Origin of the sequence: Blautia hominis (assembly GCA_002270465.1) — a bacterium.
Classification (GTDB): domain Bacteria; phylum Bacillota; class Clostridia; order Lachnospirales; family Lachnospiraceae; genus Blautia; species Blautia hominis.
Genome location: NQOF01000009.1, coordinates 20,668 through 42,621, shown reverse-complemented (window position 1 = coordinate 42,621; position 21,954 = coordinate 20,668). Strand labels below are relative to the sequence as shown.

At 48.6% G+C, this 21,954-nt stretch carries 16 protein-coding genes; 12 read left to right on the top strand and 4 right to left on the bottom strand.

Annotated features, from left to right (window positions below; genetic code table 11):
- Window positions 1-20 precede the first annotated feature (20 nt).
- On the bottom strand, window positions 21-1,724 hold the full coding sequence (locus CI595_RS22995; RefSeq protein ID WP_095175955.1) for a family 43 glycosylhydrolase: 1,704 nt from the start codon (window positions 1,722-1,724) through the stop codon (window positions 21-23).
- 230 nt (window positions 1,725-1,954) lie between these two features.
- On the opposite strand from CI595_RS22995, the gene CI595_RS22990 reads away from it, so the two are divergent.
- Window positions 1,955-3,487: a glycoside hydrolase family 43 protein gene (locus CI595_RS22990; protein ID WP_095175954.1), complete on the top strand. Its 1,533-nt coding sequence runs from the start codon at window positions 1,955-1,957 to the stop codon at window positions 3,485-3,487.
- Complete coding sequence (locus CI595_RS22985; protein ID WP_095175953.1) at window positions 3,488-5,005, top strand: alpha-N-arabinofuranosidase; 1,518 nt, start codon at window positions 3,488-3,490, stop codon at window positions 5,003-5,005. It begins immediately after the preceding gene.
- 98 nt (window positions 5,006-5,103) lie between these two features.
- Here CI595_RS22985 and CI595_RS22980 read toward each other — a convergent pair whose 3' ends face one another.
- Window positions 5,104-6,024 carry an ArsR/SmtB family transcription factor gene (locus CI595_RS22980; protein WP_065543311.1) on the bottom strand — a complete coding sequence of 307 codons (921 nt, stop codon included), beginning with the start codon at window positions 6,022-6,024 and terminating at the stop codon, window positions 5,104-5,106.
- A gap of 464 nt (window positions 6,025-6,488) precedes the next feature.
- Between CI595_RS22980 and CI595_RS22975 the strand changes: the two genes are divergently transcribed.
- The 7 genes from CI595_RS22975 to larB all read left to right on the top strand — a co-directional run bounded on the left by CI595_RS22975 (window position 6,489) and on the right by larB (window position 15,197).
- Complete coding sequence (locus CI595_RS22975; protein ID WP_095175952.1) at window positions 6,489-7,901, top strand: ABC transporter substrate-binding protein; 1,413 nt, start codon at window positions 6,489-6,491, stop codon at window positions 7,899-7,901.
- 84 nt (window positions 7,902-7,985) lie between these two features.
- The gene (locus CI595_RS22970) at window positions 7,986-8,885 is read left to right on the top strand and encodes a carbohydrate ABC transporter permease (RefSeq protein ID WP_095175951.1); all 900 of its coding nucleotides are present in this window, start codon (window positions 7,986-7,988) and stop codon (window positions 8,883-8,885) included.
- Window positions 8,882-9,769 carry a carbohydrate ABC transporter permease gene (locus tag CI595_RS22965; protein WP_330397477.1) on the top strand — a complete coding sequence of 296 codons (888 nt, stop codon included), beginning with the start codon at window positions 8,882-8,884 and terminating at the stop codon, window positions 9,767-9,769. Before CI595_RS22970 ends, CI595_RS22965 begins: the two co-directional genes overlap by 4 nt.
- Window positions 9,770-9,919: 150 nt before the next feature.
- A complete protein-coding gene (gene arfA, locus CI595_RS22960) occupies window positions 9,920-11,434 on the top strand; it encodes an arabinosylfuranosidase ArfA (protein ID WP_095175950.1) in 1,515 nt (504 codons plus the stop codon).
- 202 nt (window positions 11,435-11,636) lie between these two features.
- A complete protein-coding gene (locus CI595_RS22955) occupies window positions 11,637-12,995 on the top strand; it encodes an MATE family efflux transporter (RefSeq protein ID WP_095175949.1) in 1,359 nt (452 codons plus the stop codon).
- Window positions 12,996-13,259: 264 nt separating this feature from the next.
- The gene (gene asnA, locus CI595_RS22950; protein WP_095175948.1) at window positions 13,260-14,267 is read left to right on the top strand and encodes an aspartate--ammonia ligase; all 1,008 of its coding nucleotides are present in this window, start codon (window positions 13,260-13,262) and stop codon (window positions 14,265-14,267) included.
- A gap of 183 nt (window positions 14,268-14,450) precedes the next feature.
- Window positions 14,451-15,197 carry a nickel pincer cofactor biosynthesis protein LarB gene (gene larB, locus CI595_RS22945; protein WP_095176059.1) on the top strand — a complete coding sequence of 249 codons (747 nt, stop codon included), beginning with the start codon at window positions 14,451-14,453 and terminating at the stop codon, window positions 15,195-15,197.
- Between the two features lie 304 nt (window positions 15,198-15,501).
- Here the strand turns inward: larB and CI595_RS22935 are convergent, their stop codons facing one another.
- Together CI595_RS22935 and CI595_RS22930 are read right to left on the bottom strand one after the other, a co-directional pair.
- Entirely contained in the window at window positions 15,502-16,149 is a 648-nt protein-coding gene (locus CI595_RS22935; protein ID WP_095175946.1) for an SH3 domain-containing protein, read from the bottom strand.
- Window positions 16,150-16,225: 76 nt separating this feature from the next.
- On the bottom strand, window positions 16,226-17,593 hold the full coding sequence (locus CI595_RS22930) for an MATE family efflux transporter (RefSeq protein WP_095175945.1): 1,368 nt from the start codon (window positions 17,591-17,593) through the stop codon (window positions 16,226-16,228).
- Window positions 17,594-18,271: 678 nt separating this feature from the next.
- On the opposite strand from CI595_RS22930, the gene CI595_RS22925 reads away from it, so the two are divergent.
- The 3 genes from CI595_RS22925 to CI595_RS22915 are packed head-to-tail and all read left to right on the top strand — an operon-like array spanning window position 18,272 to window position 21,865.
- Window positions 18,272-19,090 (top strand): FAD binding domain-containing protein, encoded by an 819-nt coding sequence (locus CI595_RS22925; protein WP_095176058.1) that lies wholly within the window; start codon window positions 18,272-18,274, stop codon window positions 19,088-19,090.
- Window positions 19,080-19,559: a (2Fe-2S)-binding protein gene (locus tag CI595_RS22920; RefSeq protein WP_095175944.1), complete on the top strand. Its 480-nt coding sequence runs from the start codon at window positions 19,080-19,082 to the stop codon at window positions 19,557-19,559. Before CI595_RS22925 ends, CI595_RS22920 begins: the two co-directional genes overlap by 11 nt.
- Window positions 19,556-21,865, top strand: a complete 2,310-nt coding sequence (locus tag CI595_RS22915; protein ID WP_095175943.1) for a xanthine dehydrogenase family protein molybdopterin-binding subunit — start codon at window positions 19,556-19,558, stop codon at window positions 21,863-21,865. Before CI595_RS22920 ends, CI595_RS22915 begins: the two co-directional genes overlap by 4 nt.
- Window positions 21,866-21,954 lie beyond the last annotated feature (89 nt).

Below are 21,954 nucleotides of genomic sequence, written 5' to 3'. Positions count from 1 at the left end.
TCTTTCTTTTATTTCCGGTATTATTTTACCGTTACTTTTGCCCGGACCAGTAAGTCCTCATCCCTTCGCACGATCCTCTGGGACGGCACCGAGAAGTTGGGCATCCCATCCTCATCCCAGTATATCTTCCCCACAGAAGCGTTGCGTCCGGCGTCGTAAAGGGGCTGGTAATCCTCCTCCGCCAGGTACCGTTCCTCCTGGCGTCCGTGGTAAATGATCAGGTCTTCCGTGTCATCATCTGATCTGGTAAAGCTGTTATGCCCAAGTCCGAACTGTCCGGTTGCACGGCTGCTCTGGAACACAGGGTAGGGCAGCTTTTTCCAGGAGGCTGCGTCCAGAAGGTCTGCTGTTTCCTCTGCATAGAGAAGTCCCACACAGTACAGGGCGTCCGTGCCGCTGCCGGAGAAGGTCAGGAATATCTTATCCCCGTGTTTAATGACACCGGGGCCTTCATCCACCGGGAAGCCATGGAGTTCCCAGGCATATTCCGGGTGGGACAGACGGACAGCCGGGGTGCAGAGGGTCCAGGGATTGGAGAGCTGGGCAATGAAAATATCGGACGTATTATTTGTTTTCTGGGCCCACAGAAAATAATGCTTTCCTTTATGCTCAAAATGTGTATGGTCCAGGGAAAAATCCGTAAATGCAATATCATCCTTGACTTCAGTGACAACAGGACCTTTTAACTCCCAGGTCCCGCAGAAGGGATCGCGGTCCCTGCACTCCAGGCAGTGAGGACGGATGCGCCAGGAGGACTCATCGGAGATGGTGGTGGTGTAGTAAATGTACCAGTTCCCTTCGATATAGTGGATTTCTGGCGCCCAGATATGGGGACTCAAAGTGCCGCCGGCTATGGGCTTGCGTTCATAAACCACTTTTTCCTCATAGGCGCCGGAACCGTCAGCCAGCCCCCCGAGGGTGGCGGAGCGGCGCAGTATGATGTAAAGATACTGGTATTTCCCCTCCAGGTTGTGTTCCATATCGGTGTAAGAAGCTGTGAAATAATACATGCCGTCTGTGTGCTTATAAATGAAAGGGTCAGCTCGGTGGAGGATAAAAGGATTAGGGTACACCGTTTCCTGCAGCCTTCCCACAACAGATACAGATGTGTGGCTGCCTGCGGTGTCTTCCGGTGCTTGGGCATTCCAGTTCACAGCCCGTTCTTCCTGCATACCGTTGGTATATTCTACAGTGATCTTCTCTGGCAGGGATGGGGAACTGCCGGGCTTCACACATACATTGATATCTTCTACGGCATGAAGCAGTACAGGTTCGGGTTTGCCGTATACGGCCTGGAGTTCCTTCAGTACAGATAGGGGGATTTCCAGGCTTCCGTCAGGAAGGGGCGCTTTTTTTATTTGGTAAGAAGCAGAGATTTCCGAGCCTGAACCAGTATAAGAGGCCCCTGTGTAATGAATAAAATCCTCTGTTCTTACGAGGTGCCGACGGTCTGCATTTTCTGCATCCCCCGCGGTTACAAGATAGCCGTGATTCTCAAGCAGGTATAAGGCTGGGGAGGTGATCCGTCCGGAGCCGAAATCGGGGAACCAGACACCATTGCCTCCATTTAACTGATACCAGTCTGACTTGTTGTAGCTGTATTCCAGATGCAGGCTGTCAGATTCAGGTGTGTTCCAATCCATTGTATAGGGGCGCAGCCAGGCTGTCTGCTGGCCTTCCCGGCACAGGCAGTCAGCGTTTGGAAGTATGTTCATTTGTTTCATATTTCAAAACTCCTCTCACGGCGGAAGTTTTTCTCCCGGTACTTTTTATGTATTGTAGCATATAGTAAAATAATTTACAAGAGAACAAGATTAAGGTAAAATATACAAGTTGATTCAATAAATAATCAATAAAAACGTAATAAAAGACTTGCAAATGCGCGTATATTACAATATAATTTCGGTAAAGATAAAATATTTTAGCTATTTGTAAAAAGAAAGGAGGATATTATTTGAAACGAACACAGACAGTATTATTGGGGGCGTTGGTTATGGGGGTTGTCTTATATGGATGTGGAAGTGCGCAGGGCGAGGAAATGTCACCGGAAGAGATCAAGGAAAATCAGAAAGGCTATACCACCGGTGCGTCGGTTCATGATCCATCCATACTTAAGGCAGACGATACCTATTATATTTTCGGTTCCCATATGGATGCGGCAAAGTCGGATGACCTGGTAAAGTGGTCCATGTTTGCTTCCGGTGTGGACGAAAATAATAAACTGTTTGCTAACTTATTTGAGGAACCCATGGAAGCTTTTTCTTTTGTGGGAAAAAACGATGCGGGCGGGTATTCCGTCTGGGCGCCGGATGTGGTTTTTAATGAGAAGATGGGAAAATATGTGATGTATTTTAGTACCAGTTCCACCTACAAGAAATCTACGATCTGTTTTGCCACAGCAGATGAACCGGATGGACCATATACTTTTCGGGATGTATTGATTCATTCGGGATTTACAAATCAGAACTGGGACACCATTAATTTTCAGGAGATCAACCCAGATGGAAAGATCACGGATTATCTCACAGCAGGCGATTATGATAACCTGCAGTGGCCAAATTGTATTGACCCAACGGTTTTCTATGATGCGGAGGGAAAGATGTGGATGACATACGGCTCATGGTCGGGTGGGATTTTCATTCTTGAGATTGACGAGGAGACAGGATACCCGATTCATCCGGAGGCGGACCCGGAAAACGGTGTGGATACCTACTATGGGAAACGTCTGCTTGGCGGTGGTCATAATTCCATCGAGGGGCCGTATATTATGTATGATGAGACAAGCAAATATTATTATCTTTTTGTTTCTTATGGTGAGCTTCAGGCAAAAGGGGGCTATCAGATGCGGGTTTTCCGTTCGGAAGATCCGGACGGACCGTACATAGATACAGCCGGACAGGAACTGGGAATGGTGGTGGACCACAGCAAATATGGTCTGAAGATGATGGGAAACTATACATTTCCCAGTTTGAGCTTTGTCTACATGGCGCCAGGGCACAACTCCGCCTTTGTGGATGACGACGACAGGATGTATGTGGTGTATCACCAGCGCTTTAAAAACGGGACAGAGGCTCATGAGCCAAGGGTGCATCAGATTTTCATCAATAAAAAGGGGTGGCCTGTAGCGGCACCTTTTAATACGTCTGGTGAGGTTTTGAAGGAATCCGGTTATGAAGAGAAAGACGTTTTGGGTACATACTATTATGTAAACCATGGCACAGACATCAGCTCGAAAGTACATAAATATGAGAGTATTGTTTTTGAAAAGGGTGGCGTCGTAAAAGACAGTGAAGGCGGAGCGTTGGGCCGTTTTTCTCTGGAAAAAGGAACTCCATATGTGACGGTTGAACTGAATGGTCAGAATTATGAAGGGGTAATGATCGAGATGAAAGAAGAGGCCGGAAACCGGACCATGTGTTTCACGGCGGCAGGAGACAATAACGAAACGATCTGGGGTGTACATTATTTTAAACAGGAGGACAAATAAATGGCAAAGTTGTATGTAAATGAGAAAAAAGTACAGGGGCATATCAATCCGGAGATTTACGGGCATTTCTCTGAACATCTGGGGAGATGTATCTATGAAGGACTTTATGTGGGAGAGGATTCGCCCATTCCCAATGTGAAAGGTATGAGAACGGATGTGGTGGAAGCGCTGAAAGAGATGAAAGTGCCTGTGCTCCGCTGGCCGGGCGGCTGTTTTGCCGATGAATATCACTGGAAAGACGGAATCGGTCCAAAAGAAAACAGGAAAAAAATGATCAATACCCACTGGGGAGGCGTAGTGGAAGACAACAGCTTCGGAACGCATGAGTTCTTTGAACTGTGCAGTCAGCTTGGCTGTAAGACCTATGTCAACGGCAATGTGGGTAGTGGGACAGTACAGGAAATGAGCGAGTGGGTGGAGTATATTACCTTTGACGGTGTTTCTCCTATGGCGGATCTGAGAAAAGAAAACGGGCATGAGAAACCGTGGAAAATTGACTATTTTGGTGTAGGTAATGAAAACTGGGGATGCGGTGGAAATATGACACCGGAGTATTATGGGAACCTGTACCGCAGATATCAGACTTATGTTCGCAGCTATGATAATGAAAAGCCTATCCGCAAAGTTTGCTGCGGGGCCAATGTAGCCGATTATTTCTGGACAGAAGGAGTATTAAACACCTGCTTTGCACAGCCGCAGCCGGGAAATGAGAAGGATAGGGGATTTATGGATATGCTGTCCCTTCACTACTATGTTCATCCCGAAGGCTGGGAAATAAAAGGAAGCGCCACGGAATTTGACGAGAAAGTATGGTACAAAAGTCTGAATAAAGCTCTTTATATGGAAGAACTGATCAACCGCCACGGTGCGATCATGGACAAATATGACCCGGAGAAGAGGATTGGAATGGCAGTGGACGAGTGGGGCTGCTGGTTCAATGTTGAGCCGGGTACCAATCCGGGATTCCTCTACCAGCAGAATACCATGCGGGATGCCCTGGTAGCAGGCCTGACTCTGGATATCTTTAATAAACATTGTGACAGGGTGAAAATGGCATGTCTGGCCCAGATCGTAAACGTGCTCCAGTCCGTGATCCTCACAGAAGGCGAGAAAATGCTCCTGACACCAACCTACCACGTATTTCATATGTACCGCACCCATCAGGATGCGGAACTGGTAGAAAGTTACATTGCAGACAATAAAACAGCCGAAGGTTCAGACGGAGAGTATGAAGTACCAAAACTCCACGAGTCTGTATCCATAGACAAAGACGGAATCCTGACCCTGACCCTGAACAATCTGTCAGTTACAGACAGCGAAAAAGTAGAAACCACTTTCGCTGAATGCAATCCCACAGAGGTCACGGCAACCATCCTGACCCAGGATATGAATGCCCACAATACGTTCGAGGATCCGGAACGTGTGAAAGAAGAGACCTTTGACAATTTTACAGTAACAGACAGAGGACTTTCCTTTACCATTCCGCCCTGCAGCATTGTTTCTTTTAGAATAAAGTAGTTATAACTTAAATTATAAAGAACCGTTCTGCCAGCTTTATTATAAAAAGCCGGCAGAACGGTTCCTTTATTTGGTTGATTACAGCGGACATTCGGATCTTATCCTTCTATGGCGCTATAGGAAATCTGTACATCAATATCCTGACTGTAATTTCCGAAATTTTTTCCGAAGATAGTTAGTCCACCCACATGCTTTGCATCTTTTTCTACTGCCAGCTTCAGCCGCAGCAGGCTTTGGGACGTGAGGTTGAAGCTGCGGATCCCCACATCGGAAATTTGTTTTCCGTCTATGAAGGTTCCTTTGTCATTGATGACCAGGAACTTCAGCAGACCGTATTGATTCAGGCTGGACAGCCACCAGGTAGGTGTGAAGGTACCTGGAACATCCCCGAAATCTCCGGGAGATATCCAGGAACCGATCTTGACGTCATTCAAATAGAAAGAAATATCGGAGGGCCAGTTGGGATTAAAACTGGGTGCTTCCGAGCAGATTTCCATAGAGATGGCAATTTGGTCAATCTTCTGTGCCGGCGGGATGAAGTTGGGAATCATATACTCAACATATCCCTGCGTGAACCAGAGAATATCCGCCTCATAATGGTCCGGATGGGCGAAATAACGGACATCATCCATCTCCCCTATCATATTGGTGGCAGAGGCCAGGCCGCAGGTGGGAGTCACCTGGAAATCGGAATAATGGCCCACCTTGACGGAAGCATTAAAGATGTTGGCATTTTCTGTCTGCGGTTCAAAGTCGATCAATATTTTATCCAGGAGCACCGAGCATTTTTTCTGGTTCCCATGGGATGCGGTTTCGTTTACGACAGAGATCAGGCCTGCTTCTTCCAGCTTCCGGATATGGCTGGTGAGGGCACCGTTGGTGATCTTCAGGTGTTGAGCAAGCTCGTTCATGTTCATGCCATCGCTTTTAAGCAGAATCTTGATGATTTCAACTCTTATCTCAGAGCCAAGGGCTTTGAAAATATTCAGTCCTTCTTCTAATGATTTAATGTGCAGCATTTGCGTTCCTCCAGTCTTGTGCGTAAAAATTAATAGATGTATCGACGACCATACAAGTTAAAAGAAAAAGGCCCTCTTTTTTACGACGTTAAATTTTAGAATTATATAAAGTATTATATCCTTTAATTTAAAAAAGTCAATATAATATGAAATAAATAAGGGCTTTTCTAAAATGAATCTCCTATTCTGCGGAAATATTGTTTAGATAAATGTAAAATATAAGGGAGGTATTAAAAGTAAATGTAAACTAATTTTGATTTTACATAAATAAATATTGACAAAAATATAATGAGTATTATACAATGTGAACATAAACCGGTACAAAACACACAAAAAATGTGCAATATGTACACTCGCGAGTGCATTAGTGGTACAAAATAGGAATGGATTTTTGTTTACTATGTTTATTTTTGGAAAATGAAAAGTAATTCAAACATTTGCAAAAAGATTTAGGAGGTTAAGGTATGAAGAAGAAATTAGTCAGTGCATTATTGGTTACAGCTATGGCAGCAAGTCTCCTGGCCGGATGCGGAGGAGATAAGGCAAGTTCTGCGGGGACAGACGGCGCAGACGCAGAGGATACACAGGACGCAGGGGCAGATGCGGAAGGGGAAGACGGTGAAGCAGAGCCGGAAGCAGTTACTACAGTAGGACCGGATTCAGGAACAAAGATGGAGATGTGGTCTTTCGTCGAACTGCACAACACGTTCTATGCACAGATGCTGGAAAAATGGAATGAGGAAAATCCTGACAGACAGATTCAAATGACCTTCACTACATATCCATTTGCTGATATGCACAACAAGATGATCATGGCGCTTCAGACAGGGGAAGGTGCACCGGATCTGTGCGATATTGAGAGAGGCCAGTTCCCCAACTTCCTGCAGGGTGAAGTACAGCTTTATCCGCTGAATGATGCTCTTGAGCCTTATATGGGAGATTTGGTGCAGTCACGTTTTGATATCTATTCCAAAGATGACAATTACTATGGCGCTCCTACTCATGTTGGTGCTACTGTTATGTTCTATAATGATGAACTGTTATCACAGTACGGGGTTGACTATACAACGATTAAGACCTGGGATGACTATACTGCAGCTGCAGAGACATTGAAAGAGGCATCAAACGGCGAGGTGAAGATGACTTCTGTCGATACAGGCGGTACAGACTGGATGTGGCTGGCAATGGCTGAGTACGGTGATGACCAGGTGGATAAGGACGGCAAGGCTGTGATCCCGGAATCCATGGAGAAAATGCTTACCATGCAGCAGGGATGGCTGGACGATGAACTGGCTATGGTTTCTCCGGACGGACACGTTGATCTGGAAGCGGGATTCCAAAACATTCTGGACGGCAACATTGCTTCTTTCCCGAAAGCTTTATGGTATATGAGCCGTTTCCTGGATTACATGCCTGAAGAATCCGGCAAATGGGCTATGGCTCCCTGCCCGGTATTTGAAGAGGGACAGCCTCGGTCCGTTGGTATCGGCGGTACAGGTACAGTTGTGACCAACCAGTCCTCTGATCCGGAACTGGCAGCAGACTTTATCGCCTATGCAAAATGCTCGGAAGAAGGCTGTAAGGGAATCTGGGAGAACCTTGGATTTGATGTCTGCAACACTGCAGTTTGGGAAGATACAAGCATTACACAGGATACCAGCAACAAGTTCATTGCATTCTTTAAGACAAACCCATTCGATGTTCTGAATGAGATAAAAGATGAGATCGCAGCTATTACCGTAAATGAAAATACGTTTACATTAGGTGACTACATGTGCACAACTACCCTGAACAATGTGCTTCAGGATGGTATGGATGTGAAAGAGGCGATCCAGGATGCGCAGGATTACGTTGATTTGGAGCAGGATATAGACTGATGTAAATCTGGGTGATCGTAACGAAACAGAAAATTGCCCGGAGTGGTTTCACTCCGGGTAGTTTTTCAAGAGGGAGATGAATATATGAAAAAATTTAAGAAATTCTTCTATTCCCAGAAGGCTGCTCCGTGGGTGTTCGTATTGCCATTCATTCTGAGTTTCGCCATATTCTGGATATATCCGCTGTTTAGTGCATTTAAGATGAGCTTCGAGTCCATAAAACCGGGACAGATTGAGTGGGTAGGCATTTCCAACTATACAAAACTGCTGCGTGACAGTGCATTTCATATTGCGCTGAAGAACAGTGCCACATACATGATCGGAACGCTGGTTCTGCTGATCCCATTTCCCATGCTTTTTGCTGTGCTGATGGACAGCCGTCTGGTGAAGGCAAAGGGCCTGTGGAAAGCCATTCTTTACATACCGGCTTTGACCAGTGTAGTGATTTCAGGTACTTTGTTCCGTCTGATGTTCTCTGAGTATTCCACTGGACAAATGAATGTGCTGATGGAATTGTTGGGAAAAGCCCCTGTAGCCTGGCTGAAAAATGGGACAACGGGTATGATCGCCCTCTTGATCCTGGCCTGCTGGCGGTGGACCGGAGTCAATATGCTCTATTTTGTGTCGGGCCTTAAAGGTATTGATGGCGCCCTGTATGAGTCGGCAGATATTGACGGTGCCAATTCCTGGCAGAAATTCCGTTATGTGACACTGCCTCTTTTAAAACCCACCTCAATTTATGTTTTGACGATCAGTGTATATGCCGGACTGGCAATGTTCCTGGAATCATTCATGTTGTGGAACGGAAACTCCTCACCGAAAAATATCGGTCTTACTATTGTAGGATATTTGTACAAGAGGGGGATTGAGAGAAATCAGATGGGATATGCGGCAGCGGTTGGTGTGGTGCTGTTGGTGATCGCACTTATCATCAACTTTGTACAGTTAATATTAAATGGCACATTTAAGAAGGAGGAGAGATGATCATGAGTGCAGTTTCCTCTGATAAAAGAAAGATGGGTATGAAAAAGAAGAATACGATTCTATCTGTGATATCAACTGCCTTTTTTGCTGTATTGGGATTTATCGTAGTGTTTCCCCTGATCGCGGGAGTTCTGGCGTCTTTCAGGCCCGGGCGTGAATTGATCCGGAGAGGCCTCAGCGTTAACCTTGATTTTTCATCTATGACGCTCAGTAATTATACATACCTGTTTTCCGGGAATGCTGATTCCAAAAAATATTTTATGTGGTTCAAGAACAGTTTGGTACTGACGGTTGTGACCGTGGTGCTGACACTGCTCATCTGTTATCTGGTAGCGTATGGACTCTCCATGTATGAGTTTAAGTTGAAAAATGTTCTTTTTTTCTTGGTAATAGCCACTATGATGGTACCATTTGAAATCCTTATGCTTCCGCTGTATCAGGAAATGATCGATCTGAAACTGATGAATACTTCCGCAGGTGTTATATTGCCCGGTATATGCGGTGCGTCCACGGTGTTTTTCTTCCGGCAGTATATGATCGGCCTGCCAAAAGAACTGCTGGATGCAGGAAGGATTGACGGGGCTACAGAATACGGGATTTGTTTTAAGATCATGCTTCCCATTACAAAACCGGCGTTTGCGGCCATGACGATCCTCTGTGCTATGGGGGCATGGAATAATATGCTGTGGCCTATGATGATTTTCCGGGATGCTGACAAATTTACGCTGCCCATTGGCTTGAATACACTGCTCACACCTTATGGCAACAACTATGATGTGCTGATCGCTGGATCCATGTTTGCGATCATTCCTATATTTGTCATCTTCCTTTGCTTCCAGAGATATTTTATAGAAGGTCTTACAACCGGTGCTGTGAAGGGATGATGTGGGACCGAAGCCTGACTGCCGCAAAAGCCGGACGCATGGAAGGATGCGGAAAAGCTTTTGCGGTTTTGTTATCAACAACTTGTTGATATGACCATACAACTAGTATAATAAAAGAAAAAGAGTATAGAAGACCGGAGGTTTTTCATTATGAGCAGACGCGCAAAAATGGTGCTGGATAAGGAATTCCGTATCGCACCTGTAGACAAAAGAATTTATGGTTCCTTCATTGAGCATCTGGGACGTGCCGTGTACGAAGGCATCTATCAGCCGGGACATCCGGCGGCGGACAAAGACGGATTCCGTCAGGATGTGGTACAGCTTGTAAAAGAGCTGGATGTGCCGATCATCCGCTATCCGGGCGGAAACTTTGTATCCAATTTTTACTGGGAAGATTCCGTAGGCCCGGTTGCCAACCGTCCTCACCGTCTGGAGCTGGCCTGGAGAAGCCTGGAGAAAAATGAGGTTGGCCTCAATGAATTTTCAAACTGGGCAAAACAGGTAAATTCAGAGGTGATGATGGCAGTGAACCTGGGCACAAGAGGGATTTCCGATGCCTGCAATCTGCTGGAATACTGCAACCATCCCTCGGGAACAAAATACAGTGATATGCGTGTCAGCCACGGCGTAAAAGACCCGCATAACATCAAAGTGTGGTGCCTGGGCAACGAGATGGACGGCCCGTGGCAGATCGGCCACAAGACCATGGAAGAGTACGGACGACTGGCTGAGGAGACGGCTAAGGCTATGCGCCTCATTGACCCCAGTATTGAACTGGTATCCTGCGGAAGCTCCAACCGCGATATGCCTACCTTCCCGGACTGGGAGGCAGTGACACTGTCCCATACATATGATCATGTGGATTACATTTCCATGCACCAGTATTACGGCAACAGGGACAATGACAGCAATGATTATCTGGCCCAGTCTGATGATATGGATGACTTTATCCGCACTATCATATCCACCTGTGATTATGTGAAAGCCAAAAAACGCAGCAAAAAAGTCATGAATCTGAGCTTTGACGAATGGAACGTGTGGTTCCACTCCAATGCAGCGGATGATGATATCACAGAGAACCATCCGTGGCAGGTGGCACCGCCTATGCTGGAGGATATCTATAACTTTGAGGATGCCCTGCTTGTAGGCCTGATGCTCATCACTTTGATCAAGCACGCGGACCGTGTGAAGATGGCATGCCTTGCGCAGCTTGTAAATGTGATCGCCCCCATCATGACGGACGCAGCAGGCGGTGCATGGAAACAGACCATTTTCTATCCGTTTATGCACGCTTCCAAATACGGACGCGGCGAGGCACTTCTGCCTGTTATGAACAGCACCAAACACGCCACAGCAAAGCACGATGAGATCACTGACATTGAGTCCGTAGCTGTCTTTCATGAGGAGGCAGATGAGGTGACCATCTTTGCCGTGAACCGTAATCTGGAGGAAGACGTGGAGCTTCAATCAGACGTGAGAAGCTTTGAGGGATACCGGATCCTGGAACACATTGTTCTGGAAAATGAGGACCTGAAAGCAGTAAACGGCCTTGGAATGGAAAAAGTAGCCCCCGTAAATGCGGATGACCGCAGCAAACTGGACGGCGGTGTTATCACCAGTGTACTGAAAAAAGCATCCTGGAATGTGATCCGTCTAGGAAAATAGAAGCGAATAATATCTACCGCACAGCCTGTAAAAGTGATATAATACATCACTACAGGCTGTGCGTTTTTTGTACCGGGCGCAGCGGAAGAGGGGCGCAGACGGCTGCACTTTAGTGTGTCTGAAAATCCATTCCGACAATCTGCACGCCACACTTTGACGCGCAGGTCCGGCAGGCTGAACACTTATACAAGGGGAAATTGAAATGAAACAAAAGACAAGAGATATGACAAGCGGGAAGCCGGCAGGTATTATCGTTTCCTTTGCCCTTCCCCTCATGCTGGGAAATGTATTCCAGCAGCTATATAGCGTAATGGACAGTGTGATCGTAGGCAGGGGAGTAGGGGTGGAAGCCCTGGCTGCCCTGGGGACATCGGACTGGCTGAGTTTTACTGCCATGGGCGGGATCACAGGCGTGGCCCAGGGGTTTTCCGTGCTGATCTCCCAGTGTTTTGGGGCAAAAGATGAAAAACGTCTGAAGAAAGCAGTGGCTATGTCTGTGTGGACCGGAAGCCTGATCACCCTGCTGGTCATGGCGCTCTTTATCTGCAATCTGTCGCGGCTGCTTGGACTGCTGCGTGTACCGTCAAATATTCGGGAGCCGGCCTACAACTACCTGCAGATCCTCATGTTCGGACTTGTGGCAACGGCGCTTTACAACATCTGTTCCGGAATTCTCCGGGCCATGGGGGACAGCCGGACGCCCCTTCGTGCCATGATCGGTGCGTCCGCTGTGAATATTATCCTGGACCTTATCTTTGTTCTGGTATTCCACTGGGGTGTGGAAGGTGCTGCACTGGGAACTGTGCTGGCCCAGGTCTGCTCCGGCACCATCTGCTTTCTGCAGCTGAAAAAATACGGTATTTGGAACATAGAGAAAACCGACTGGAAATGGGACTGGGATATGGCAAAGCACCTGCTGGGCCTTGGGATTCCCGTGGCGTTCCAGAATGTGATCATTGGTTTCGGCGGTATTGTCATCCAGTATGTCATCAATGGATTTGGTCTTCTGTATGTTGCCGGCTTTACGGCTACCAACAAGCTGTACGGACTTCTGGAGCTGGCAGCAGTCTCCTTCGGTTATGCCACATCCTCCTTTGTGGGGCAGAATCTGGGCGCGGGGGAATACGGCAGGATCAAGGAAGGTGTGCGCGCCTCAGCAAAAATATCCATAGGCATCGCGGTGGCCATCGGAGCGGTCCTCCTTCTTTTCGGGCACAGCATTCTGAAAATATTTATCTCCTCAGAGGCATCCAATGCATCAGAGGTACTGACCATTGCATATAATTATCTGGCGGTCATGGGGGCAACGCTGATCATCCTCTATCTGCTCCACATCTACCGATCTGCCCTGCAGGGCATGGGTGACACGCTCATCCCCATGTGCTCCGGGATCGCGGAGCTGGTCATGAGAATCCTGATCGCCCTGCTGCTGCCCCTTTTAATAGGAAAGGAAGGTATCTATTTTGCGGAGACAGGCGCCTGGCTGGGCGCTATGGTTATCCTCATGGTGGCGTATAGAAAGCGGATCAGTTCAGACAGGTCTGCGCATTTACTGCGCTGACCGTATGAAGAAGTAGTGCCAGCAGGCATTCAGCCCATCGCGAAGCGATTTTTAATGGCTGGATGCGTAACGGTTCAGCTTGTCTGAACTGTTACCAGAAAGCCGATCAAGCGGCTGGATTAGCGGAATTGACTATTTACAACACTGCTTTTTTATAATAAAATAAAAAACAGTTGTTATCCGCCAAAAACAGACAGATGTCTGCAGCTAAAAGTCCGCCGATAACAAGACATTCCATAGAACATAAAACGGGAGGAAAGAGACATGGGAAAAGTAACAATACCAGAGAACTATCATTCATGCTTATCCAGTTATGAGACACAGGAAGCGATTGGTATCATCAAGAATCTGATGCAGAAAAAACTATGTTTGGCTTTAAATCTGAAAAGAGTGACAGCGCCGGTTTTCGTAGATCCGGCTTCCGGTCTGAATGATGATCTGAACGGTGTGGAGCGCCCTGTAACATTTGACATCCCGGATGCAAATATGAACGCCCAGGTGGTGCATTCCCTGGCAAAATGGAAACGAATGGCCCTTTACCGCTACGATTTCCATGTGGGAAAAGGGATCCTCTGTGATATGAATGCCATCCGCAGGGACGAGGAACTTGACAACCTGCATTCCGCTTACGTGGACCAGTGGGACTGGGAAAAGATCATCACAGCAGAGGACAGGACCATAGATTACCTGAAGGATACTGTGACCAGGATCGTAAATTCTATCTGTAATGCGCTGGAAGAGGTGAAATACCACTATGAGAATCTGGACACAGAGCTGTGCCGTGAGGTATCCTTCATCACTTCCCAGGAACTGGAGGATCGGTATCCGGACCTGACTCCAAAAGAGAGGGAGAACGCCTACGCAAAAGAGAAGAAGACTATTTTCATCATGCAGATCGGTGATTTGCTGAGATCAGGGGAAAAACATGACGGTCGTGCGCCGGACTATGATGACTGGAAGTTAAACGGCGACCTTTTGTTCTGGCATGAGCCGCTCCAGTGTGCTATGGAGATCTCTTCCATGGGAATCCGTGTGGATGCAAAAACCTTGAGCGAACAGCTTGAAAAAGCCGGTTGCAACCAGAGAAGAGAACTGACTTTCCATAAAATGCTCTTAAATAATGAACTGCCCCTGACCATAGGCGGAGGCATCGGCCAGTCCAGAGTCTGTATGCTCCTTCTGAAAAAAATACATGTGGGTGAGGTACAGTCCTCCATCTGGGACGAAGCCACTCTGACTGCCTGCGGCAAAGCAGGAGTTGAAATCTTATAAAGGATTCCGCAGCCAGGCAAAGTTCCCAGCGCCCAAAGCGATTCTGCATGGGGGTTGTCTGTATCTTTGAGGGGAGTGTACGGTTATAATTACCGTACTGTCACAGGGAAATGAGTAACTGTTCACATCTTACATCCTGCAGGGTATATGGGACAGATCAAGCACAAAGAGGAAAGATACGATATGGAGATACAGGAAATATTGAAACAGGTGAAAAACGGAGAGATGTCCATGGAGGATGCGGAGGGGATGCTGAAGAAGCTTCCTTATGAGGATCTGGGATATGCCAAGCTGGACCACCACCGCAAAGTCCGTTCCGGTTTTGGGGAAGTGGTATTCTGCTCCGGCAAGGCCACAGACCATCTGGTAGGCATTTACCAGCATTTTTATGAGCAGGACGGCTGCGTTCTGGGCACCAGGGCCAGGGAGGACCAGTATCTTGCCGTGAGAGAAGTGCTCCCCCAGGTTCAGTATGACCCCCTCTCCCATATACTTGTCATCGAGAAAGAAGGGGCTGTGAAAGAGGGATGCGTGGCGGTCTGTACAGGCGGCACATCCGATATTCCGGTGGCTGAGGAGGCTGCCAGAACAGCGGAATATTTCGGCGCCAGCGTGGAGCGTATCTACGATGTAGGTGTAGCCGGGATTCACCGTCTTCTCTCGCAGCAGGACCGTCTCCGCCATGCCAACGCCATTGTGGCAGTGGCCGGAATGGAAGGCGCCCTGGCGGGCGTGGTTGCAGGTCTTGTGGAAGTGCCGGTCATAGCAGTGCCCACCTCCATAGGATATGGGGCCAACTTCGGCGGCCTGTCAGCGCTTCTTACCATGCTGAATTCCTGCGCGGAGGGAATCTCCGTGGTAAATATAGACAATGGTTTCGGCGGAGGGTACATGGGTGCCCAGATAAACCGATTGATATGCAGAAAATAGATGGTACAGCCGGTCGGATGTGCGGAGCTTTTCGGGCAGAACGGTATGATCTGCAGCCTGTCTCTGCACAGACATAAAAGGGTTACTGTACACTCCGTGTCCAGTAACACGCTTCGCGATGCACAGATATGGAGCATTCTGCACCTTATCGCGCTGGCTGCCTCGGGATTTTCATGCTTCCGGCATGAAAACGCCTCACGGTACAGTGGCCTGTGTAAAGTAACATAAAAGGAACCGGGAAGATCACAGGTCTTCCCGGTTCCTTGCGTTATATCTGTATTTGTGATAAAGGGTAAGGTATTAGTCAGTCTGAGAGATATTCCCCCCACACATACCCTGTTTCCCCCTCATAGACGATCCGGTGCCAGCCGTTATCGCAGATTCCGGTCCGTGTCACGGTGGCGCCGCCCTGCAGAACCCCAAGGACTTCCGCCTGACTTGCTGCGTCTGCTCTTACATTTACAGGGCTTTTCACTGTGACAGTCTCTGTCTTCTCCTCCACCTCAGTGCCGGAATCCGGCTCATCGTATCCGGCCTTGCCGGAATGGAATCCTTCCGCATCCCCGCTGGGGGAAATCACTTTTGTCCCGTCTGTTGGCAGCAGTCCCGCATTATCGTCTGTTGTGATGATCTTTCTAAGCCGCACCTTGCTGGTATCCGTCCCATCCAGGGGACCTACATAGATCAGCGTCACTTCATTGCCGGGAATAATTCCGTTTTTACAGTCAAGTTCAGCTTTCGTCATATCAAAAGTCAGTTTTTCATTATCTGAAGTGATCACACTGATTTCTTTTCCGGTAAAGGCCGTCACGGTTCCATCCATGGAAGCAGACACAGAGTCCAGTGCAGCCTCTTCCTCTGCGGCGCTGTCATCCTTGCCGCAGGCGTTAAGCACAGTCAGACACAGGACAGACAGCAGCAGCAGGAGAAGATATTTCAGTTTGTCTTTCATTCCTTATATCCCCTTTCCCATTTTCTAATATTTTAAAGTATTTCGGTAAAATGTCAACGAAAGTTTTTCTAAAGTCTTATTGGCGGAGCCGTTTTTCCAAATGTTTTTTAAAAAAGAGGAGGAATGCCGCAACTGCCATGACAGAGGCAATCCCATCTGCGATCGGCTGAGCATAAAACGCACTTTTGGCTCCGAAAAAGATAGGAAGAAAAATGGTAAAGAGCATATAATCCCCTTTTCGGAACATGGAGAGGAACAGTGCAGTTCTGGAAAGCCCAAGTGCTGTAAATCCATCCACAAATACATACTGGAAGCTGAGGGGAATGATCAGCATTGTAAATACACCGATTCCCCATGTGGAGAGAGAGACCAGAGACGGTTCATCTGTAAAGATCCTGATAAAGTACCCCGGAACGACCCTGGAGAGCACAAACATCACGGTTGTAAAACAAAGACACAGCAGCAGAATATATTTTTCCGCTTTTTTCACTCTGTCCACAGCCTTGGCACCGTAATTGTAGCTGAGTATGGCCTGTGTTCCGCTGGATATTCCCAGCATGGGGCCTGTGATAAGCATCATGTAACTCTGCACAATGGTGGCGCAGGTGATGAGCGTATCGCCCTCGCCGGGTCCGCCGTACTTCTGCAGCATGGCATTTAAGACAATGATGATAACGCTGTCAGTGGCCAGGATCAGGAACGGGGAGACTCCCAGTATCAGGATCCGCTTTATGATCATGGGGGACCAGGCCGGTTTCCTGAGTAATGTGATCTTGATGGGAACCTTTTTGCCTATGAGGAAGCAGAAGGCAAAGGCGCAGGAGGCAAACTGTGCAATGACGGTGGCGATGGCCGCGCCTGCCACATCCATATGCAGGACAAAGATAAAGACCGGGTCCAGGATCATGTTGGTGACAGCCCCTATCAGCACAGTGGTCATTCCCACACCGGGAAATCCCTGGCAGGTGATAAAATAGTTCAGCCCGATCGCCATGAGCGCAAAAAAGGTTCCTGCGGTGTATATGGTGAGGTAGGTATCCGCGTATACAAAGGTTGCAGCACTTGCCCCGAACCAAAGCAGGAGATATTTTTTGGTCAGGAGAAAAAGGAAAGTCAGCAAAGCGGAGAAGACCACCAGCATGGCAAAGCTGTGGGCCAGTATGGACTGTGCCTGTTTCTTCCGCCCGGCACCAAGGCGCATGGACATGAGGATAGAGCCGCCCAGTCCTATGAGGGTTCCAAAGGAGGTGAGGAGGGTGACAATAGGTCCGCATATTCCCACGCCCGCCAGTGCCAGATCCCCAATCTTGGGAATGTTGCCAATGAACATTCTGTCAATGATGCTGTAGAGCACAGTGACGAACTGGGCGATCATGGAGGGCACGGCCAGTTTGAGGACCAGCACCCACACCTTGTCCCTGCCCAGATCAGTTGTCTGTTTCATGATTTTAAGTATCCTTTCGTCTCTATTATTATGATGGCAGAACCGCAGATATTCTTATGCGGAAGTTCTGCGGGCTGCCGGCAATCTTTTACATCACGATTCCATTATAAAGAAAAAGCAGTAATTTGTCATCTGTATTTCATGATTTCCATTTGCGCGCGGCGAAACACAAATGGACTGTCTGTTCAAAGCTGTGGACGCTTCATAATTTCCATTTGCGCGTGCGGCGAAACACAAGTGGACTGTCTGTTCAAAGCTGTGGACACTTCATGATTTCCGTTTGCGCGCGCGGCGAAACACAAGTGGACTGTCTGTTCAAAGCTATGGACGCTTCATGATTTTCGTTTGTGTGTGCGGCGAAACACAAGTGGACTGTCTGTTCAAAGCTGTGGACGCTTCATGATTTCCATATGCGTGTGCAGCGAAACACTGCCGGTAATGCTGGAATTTGCAGGGGAGCGGTAAAACAGCTTGCACCTCGTAAACAGCCTATGTTATAATTTCCTCAAAGAAGGTCCAAAGCAGCCGTTCGATTGTATGAACGGTTACGGCTGAAAAGAGGCTTTCTATAATTTGGCTATTGATAGGTTGACTTTTGGGAGCACTGCATCAGCAGTGTTTTTTTGAGCGATTCATATGAATCCATGCAGGCTGCCCAAAAACGGAGAGGAATGGATTATGCTTAAGATTAAAGAGTATGTGAAGGTGAACAGTCTGGAAGAAGCCTATGAGCTGAACCAGAAAAAATCATCCCGCGTGCTTGGGGGAATGGTCTGGATGAAGATGATGAACCGAAGTGTGGGGACTGCCATTGATCTGTCGGGACTTGGACTGGACACAGTGAAAGAGACAGAGGATGAGTTTGTGATCGGCTGTATGGCCTCCCTGCGGACTCTGGAGACACATGCCGGGATAAACACTTATACGGACGGAGCAGTGCGGGAGAGCCTGCGGCACATTGTGGGGGTGCAGTTCAGAAATTGTGCAACTGTGGGCGGCAGCATTTATGGCAGATTTGGGTTTTCGGATGTGCTTACTATGTTTTTGGCGCTGGATTCTTATGTGGAGCTGTTTGGAGGCGGCAGGATCTCCATGGAAGAGTTCTCTAAGAGGAAGGCGGACAGGGATATCCTGGTGAATATCATTGTTAAGAAACACGCACAGAGATCCGTGTATTTGAGCCAGAGGAATGCCAGCACAGATTTCCCTGTTCTGGCCTGTGCGGTATGTCTCGACGAGGAGGGTATGCGGCTTTCCATCGGGGCAAGACCGGGCAGGGCGGTCCTTATGAAAGAGGCAGCAGAAACCCCTGTGAACAATGAAAATATGAGTCCAAAGGAGTGGAACAGACAGGCAGAGCTGCTGGCAGAGAAGGCAGCCAAAAGTATAACCACAGGAAGCAATATGCGGGCTTCAAAGGAATACAGGACTCATCTGGTCCGCGTTCTGGCAAAAAGGGCGCTGCTGGCAGCAGGAGGTATGGGAAATGGAAATTAAATTTACTCTAAACGGAAAAAAAGTACAGACAGAGGCTGCTCCGGATCTGCTGCTTCTGGACCTTCTGCGGGAGAAGGGCTGTTACAGTGTGAAACGGGGATGCGAGACAGCCAACTGTGGTCTGTGCACGGTATGGATGGATAAAAAGCCGGTACTGTCCTGCAGTATGCTGGCAGTGCGTGCAGACGGACGTGAGATCGTGACCCTTGAGGGAATGCAGAAAGAAGCGGAGGAGTTCGGTTCCTTTTTGGCAGACCAGGGGGCAGAGCAGTGCGGATTCTGCAATCCGGGCTTTCTTATGAATGTCTTTGCTATGCTGGAGGAGATCCAGGACCCCACAGAAGAGGAGATTGGGGAGTACCTGTCCGGCAACCTCTGCCGTTGTTCCGGGTTTATGGGGCAGACAAGAAGTATCCTGGCATTTTTAAAATATAAGAAGGAACAGAGGGAAGGAGGCAGTGACAGATGAGTTATGTAAACAAACCGGTGAGAAAAAAAGATTCCATGGCTCTTGTTACCGGTCAGCCGGTGTACACGGATGACTTGGCACCGAAGGACTGTCTCATAGTGAAGGTGCTGCGAAGCCCCCATGCCCATGCGTGGATAGAGGAAATTAAGACTGACAATGCCATGAAAGTTCCGGGGATTGCCTGTGTTCTCACATATGAGGATGTGCCCGGGGAGAGGTTTACCATGGCTGGGCAGACTTACCCGGAATTCAGCCCTTATGACAGGCTGATCCTGGACCAGAGAATGCGCTTTGTGGGAGACGCCGCTGCCATTGTTGCGGGGGAGACGGAAAAAGCCGTGGACCGTGCGCTGAAAATGATCAAGGTGAAATACAAAGTGCTGGAGCCTGTCCTGGATTTTCATGAAGCAAAGGACAATGCAGTCTGTATCCATCCGGAGGATAACTGGGAGTCACGTTTTCCTGTGGGGGCGGACAATAAACGGAATCTATGCGCCCACGCGGAGGAGGGCACCGGGGATGTGGAGCAGATCCTGGCAGACTGCGACTGTGTGGTGGAGCGGACATATCACACAAAGGCCAACCAGCAGGCAATGATGGAGACCTTCCGCAGCTATACTTACATGGACCATTTCGGAAGGCTGAATATTGTGTCCTCCACCCAGGTGCCCTTTCATGTGAGAAGGATCCTGGGACGCGCACTGGGGATCGGAGCGTCCAAAGTCCGTGTCATCAAACCACGTATTGGCGGCGGCTTTGGTGCAAAGCAGACAGTAGTGGCGGAGGTCTATCCTGCGATGGTGACCGTGAAGACAGGGAAGCCGGCAAAGATGATATTTTCACGCTATGAGTCCCAAATCTGTTCTTCACCCCGCCATGAGATGGAATTAAAGGTCCGTATCGGTGCGGATAAGGAAGGCACCATCCGGGCTATTGATGTGTACACGCTGTCAAATACAGGTGCGTTCGGTGAGCACGGCCCTACTACGGTGGGACTGTCCGGGCACAAATCCATTGCCCTTTACCGGAACACCGAGGCATACCGTTTTGTGTACGATGTGGTCTATACGAACCAGATGTCAGCCGGAGCTTACAGAGGATACGGAGCCACCCAGGGTATTTTTGCGGTGGAGTCAGCGGTGAACGAGCTGGCGGAAAAGCTGCATATGGACCCGGTTGTGCTGCGTGAGAAAAATATGACAAAAGAGGGCGGCAGATTTATCGGTTATGACGGCGGCACAGAGGTGACAAGCTGTGCCCTGGACCGCTGTATGGAAAGAGCCAAAGAGATGCTTGGATGGGATGAAAAATATCCTTGCAGGGTGATGGAGAACGGTAAAGTCCGCGGCGTGGGCGTTGCCATGGCTATGCAGGGTTCCTCCATCGCGTGTGTGGATGTGGGAGGTGCCTCTGTGAAGCTGAATGAGGACGGATCCTACACCTTGAGTCTGGGCGCTACGGATATGGGGACCGGCTGTGATACCGTGCTCTCCCAGATGGCAGCTGATACCCTTGGAACAGAGTTTGACAATATTGTAGTGTTTGGGGTGGATACCGATATATCCCCATATGATTCCGGTTCCTACGCATCGGCAACCACATATCTTGCGGGAAAAGCAGTGGTGAAGGCGTGTGAAAATCTCAGGGAGCGTATCTGGACCCTGGGCGCTGAAATGCTGGAGACATCCAGGGAGGACACGGAATTTGACGGCAGCAAAGTGTGCAGAAAAGACGGAAGTGCCGCGGTCAGCCTGGAAGAAATCGGTATCCGTGGGACTTTCGGTAACAATAATTCTCTTCAGGTAACGGAAAATGCCTCCTCCCCCATCTCACCGCCGCCATTTATGGTAGGCATGGCAGAAGTGGAAGTGGACCGGGAGACCGGAGCCGTGGAAATGATCGATTATGTGGCAGTCGTGGACTGCGGGACACCCATCAACCCCAACCTTGCCAGGGTGCAGACAGAGGGCGGTATTGCCCAGGGGATCGGCATGGCTCTTTTTGAGGATATCCAGTACAGCCAGCGTGGACAGATGCTGAACAATTCCCTGATGCAGTACAAGATCCCCACACGTCTCGATGTGGGAAAGATCCGTGTGGATTTTGAGAGCAGCTTTGAAGGAAGCCATCCTTTCGGCGCCAAATCCATCGGTGAGATCGTGATCGACACCCCCTGTCCGGCCATCGCGGCGGCAGTCTGCAACGCCACAGGGGTGAGGGTTTCCGAGATGCCCATCACACCGGAAAAAGTAGCCATGGGAATTGCAGGAATTGATTCTGATAATTGCAAAAAAGGCGAATTTTGACGATATTTAGACAGTTATTTTGGTACCTTGAACAGGCTGGCGATTCCCGGTGAGACTGATAAAAACCGGGAGAAAAAATCAAGGAGAGG

Excerpts from the sequence above, each read along its gene's own strand:
- arfA (WP_095175950.1), top strand. The coding sequence starts at position 9,920 with ATGAGCAGACGCGCAAAAATGGTGCTGGATAAGGAATTCCGTATCGCA.
- CI595_RS22955 (WP_095175949.1), top strand. The coding sequence starts at position 11,637 with ATGAAACAAAAGACAAGAGATATGACAAGCGGGAAGCCGGCAGGTATT.
- asnA (WP_095175948.1), top strand. The coding sequence starts at position 13,260 with ATGGGAAAAGTAACAATACCAGAGAACTATCATTCATGCTTATCCAGT.
- CI595_RS22935 (WP_095175946.1), bottom strand. The coding sequence starts at position 16,149 with ATGAAAGACAAACTGAAATATCTTCTCCTGCTGCTGCTGTCTGTCCTG.
- CI595_RS22930 (WP_095175945.1), bottom strand. The coding sequence starts at position 17,593 with ATGAAACAGACAACTGATCTGGGCAGGGACAAGGTGTGGGTGCTGGTC.
- CI595_RS22985 (WP_095175953.1), top strand. The coding sequence starts at position 3,488 with ATGGCAAAGTTGTATGTAAATGAGAAAAAAGTACAGGGGCATATCAAT.
- CI595_RS22980 (WP_065543311.1), bottom strand. The coding sequence starts at position 6,024 with ATGCTGCACATTAAATCATTAGAAGAAGGACTGAATATTTTCAAAGCC.
- CI595_RS22925 (WP_095176058.1), top strand. The coding sequence starts at position 18,272 with ATGCTTAAGATTAAAGAGTATGTGAAGGTGAACAGTCTGGAAGAAGCC.
- larB (WP_095176059.1), top strand. The coding sequence starts at position 14,451 with ATGGAGATACAGGAAATATTGAAACAGGTGAAAAACGGAGAGATGTCC.
- CI595_RS22975 (WP_095175952.1), top strand. The coding sequence starts at position 6,489 with ATGAAGAAGAAATTAGTCAGTGCATTATTGGTTACAGCTATGGCAGCA.
- CI595_RS22970 (WP_095175951.1), top strand. The coding sequence starts at position 7,986 with ATGAAAAAATTTAAGAAATTCTTCTATTCCCAGAAGGCTGCTCCGTGG.
- CI595_RS22915 (WP_095175943.1), top strand. The coding sequence starts at position 19,556 with ATGAGTTATGTAAACAAACCGGTGAGAAAAAAAGATTCCATGGCTCTT.
- CI595_RS22965 (WP_330397477.1), top strand. The coding sequence starts at position 8,882 with ATGATCATGAGTGCAGTTTCCTCTGATAAAAGAAAGATGGGTATGAAA.
- CI595_RS22920 (WP_095175944.1), top strand. The coding sequence starts at position 19,080 with ATGGAAATTAAATTTACTCTAAACGGAAAAAAAGTACAGACAGAGGCT.
- CI595_RS22995 (WP_095175955.1), bottom strand. The coding sequence starts at position 1,724 with ATGAAACAAATGAACATACTTCCAAACGCTGACTGCCTGTGCCGGGAA.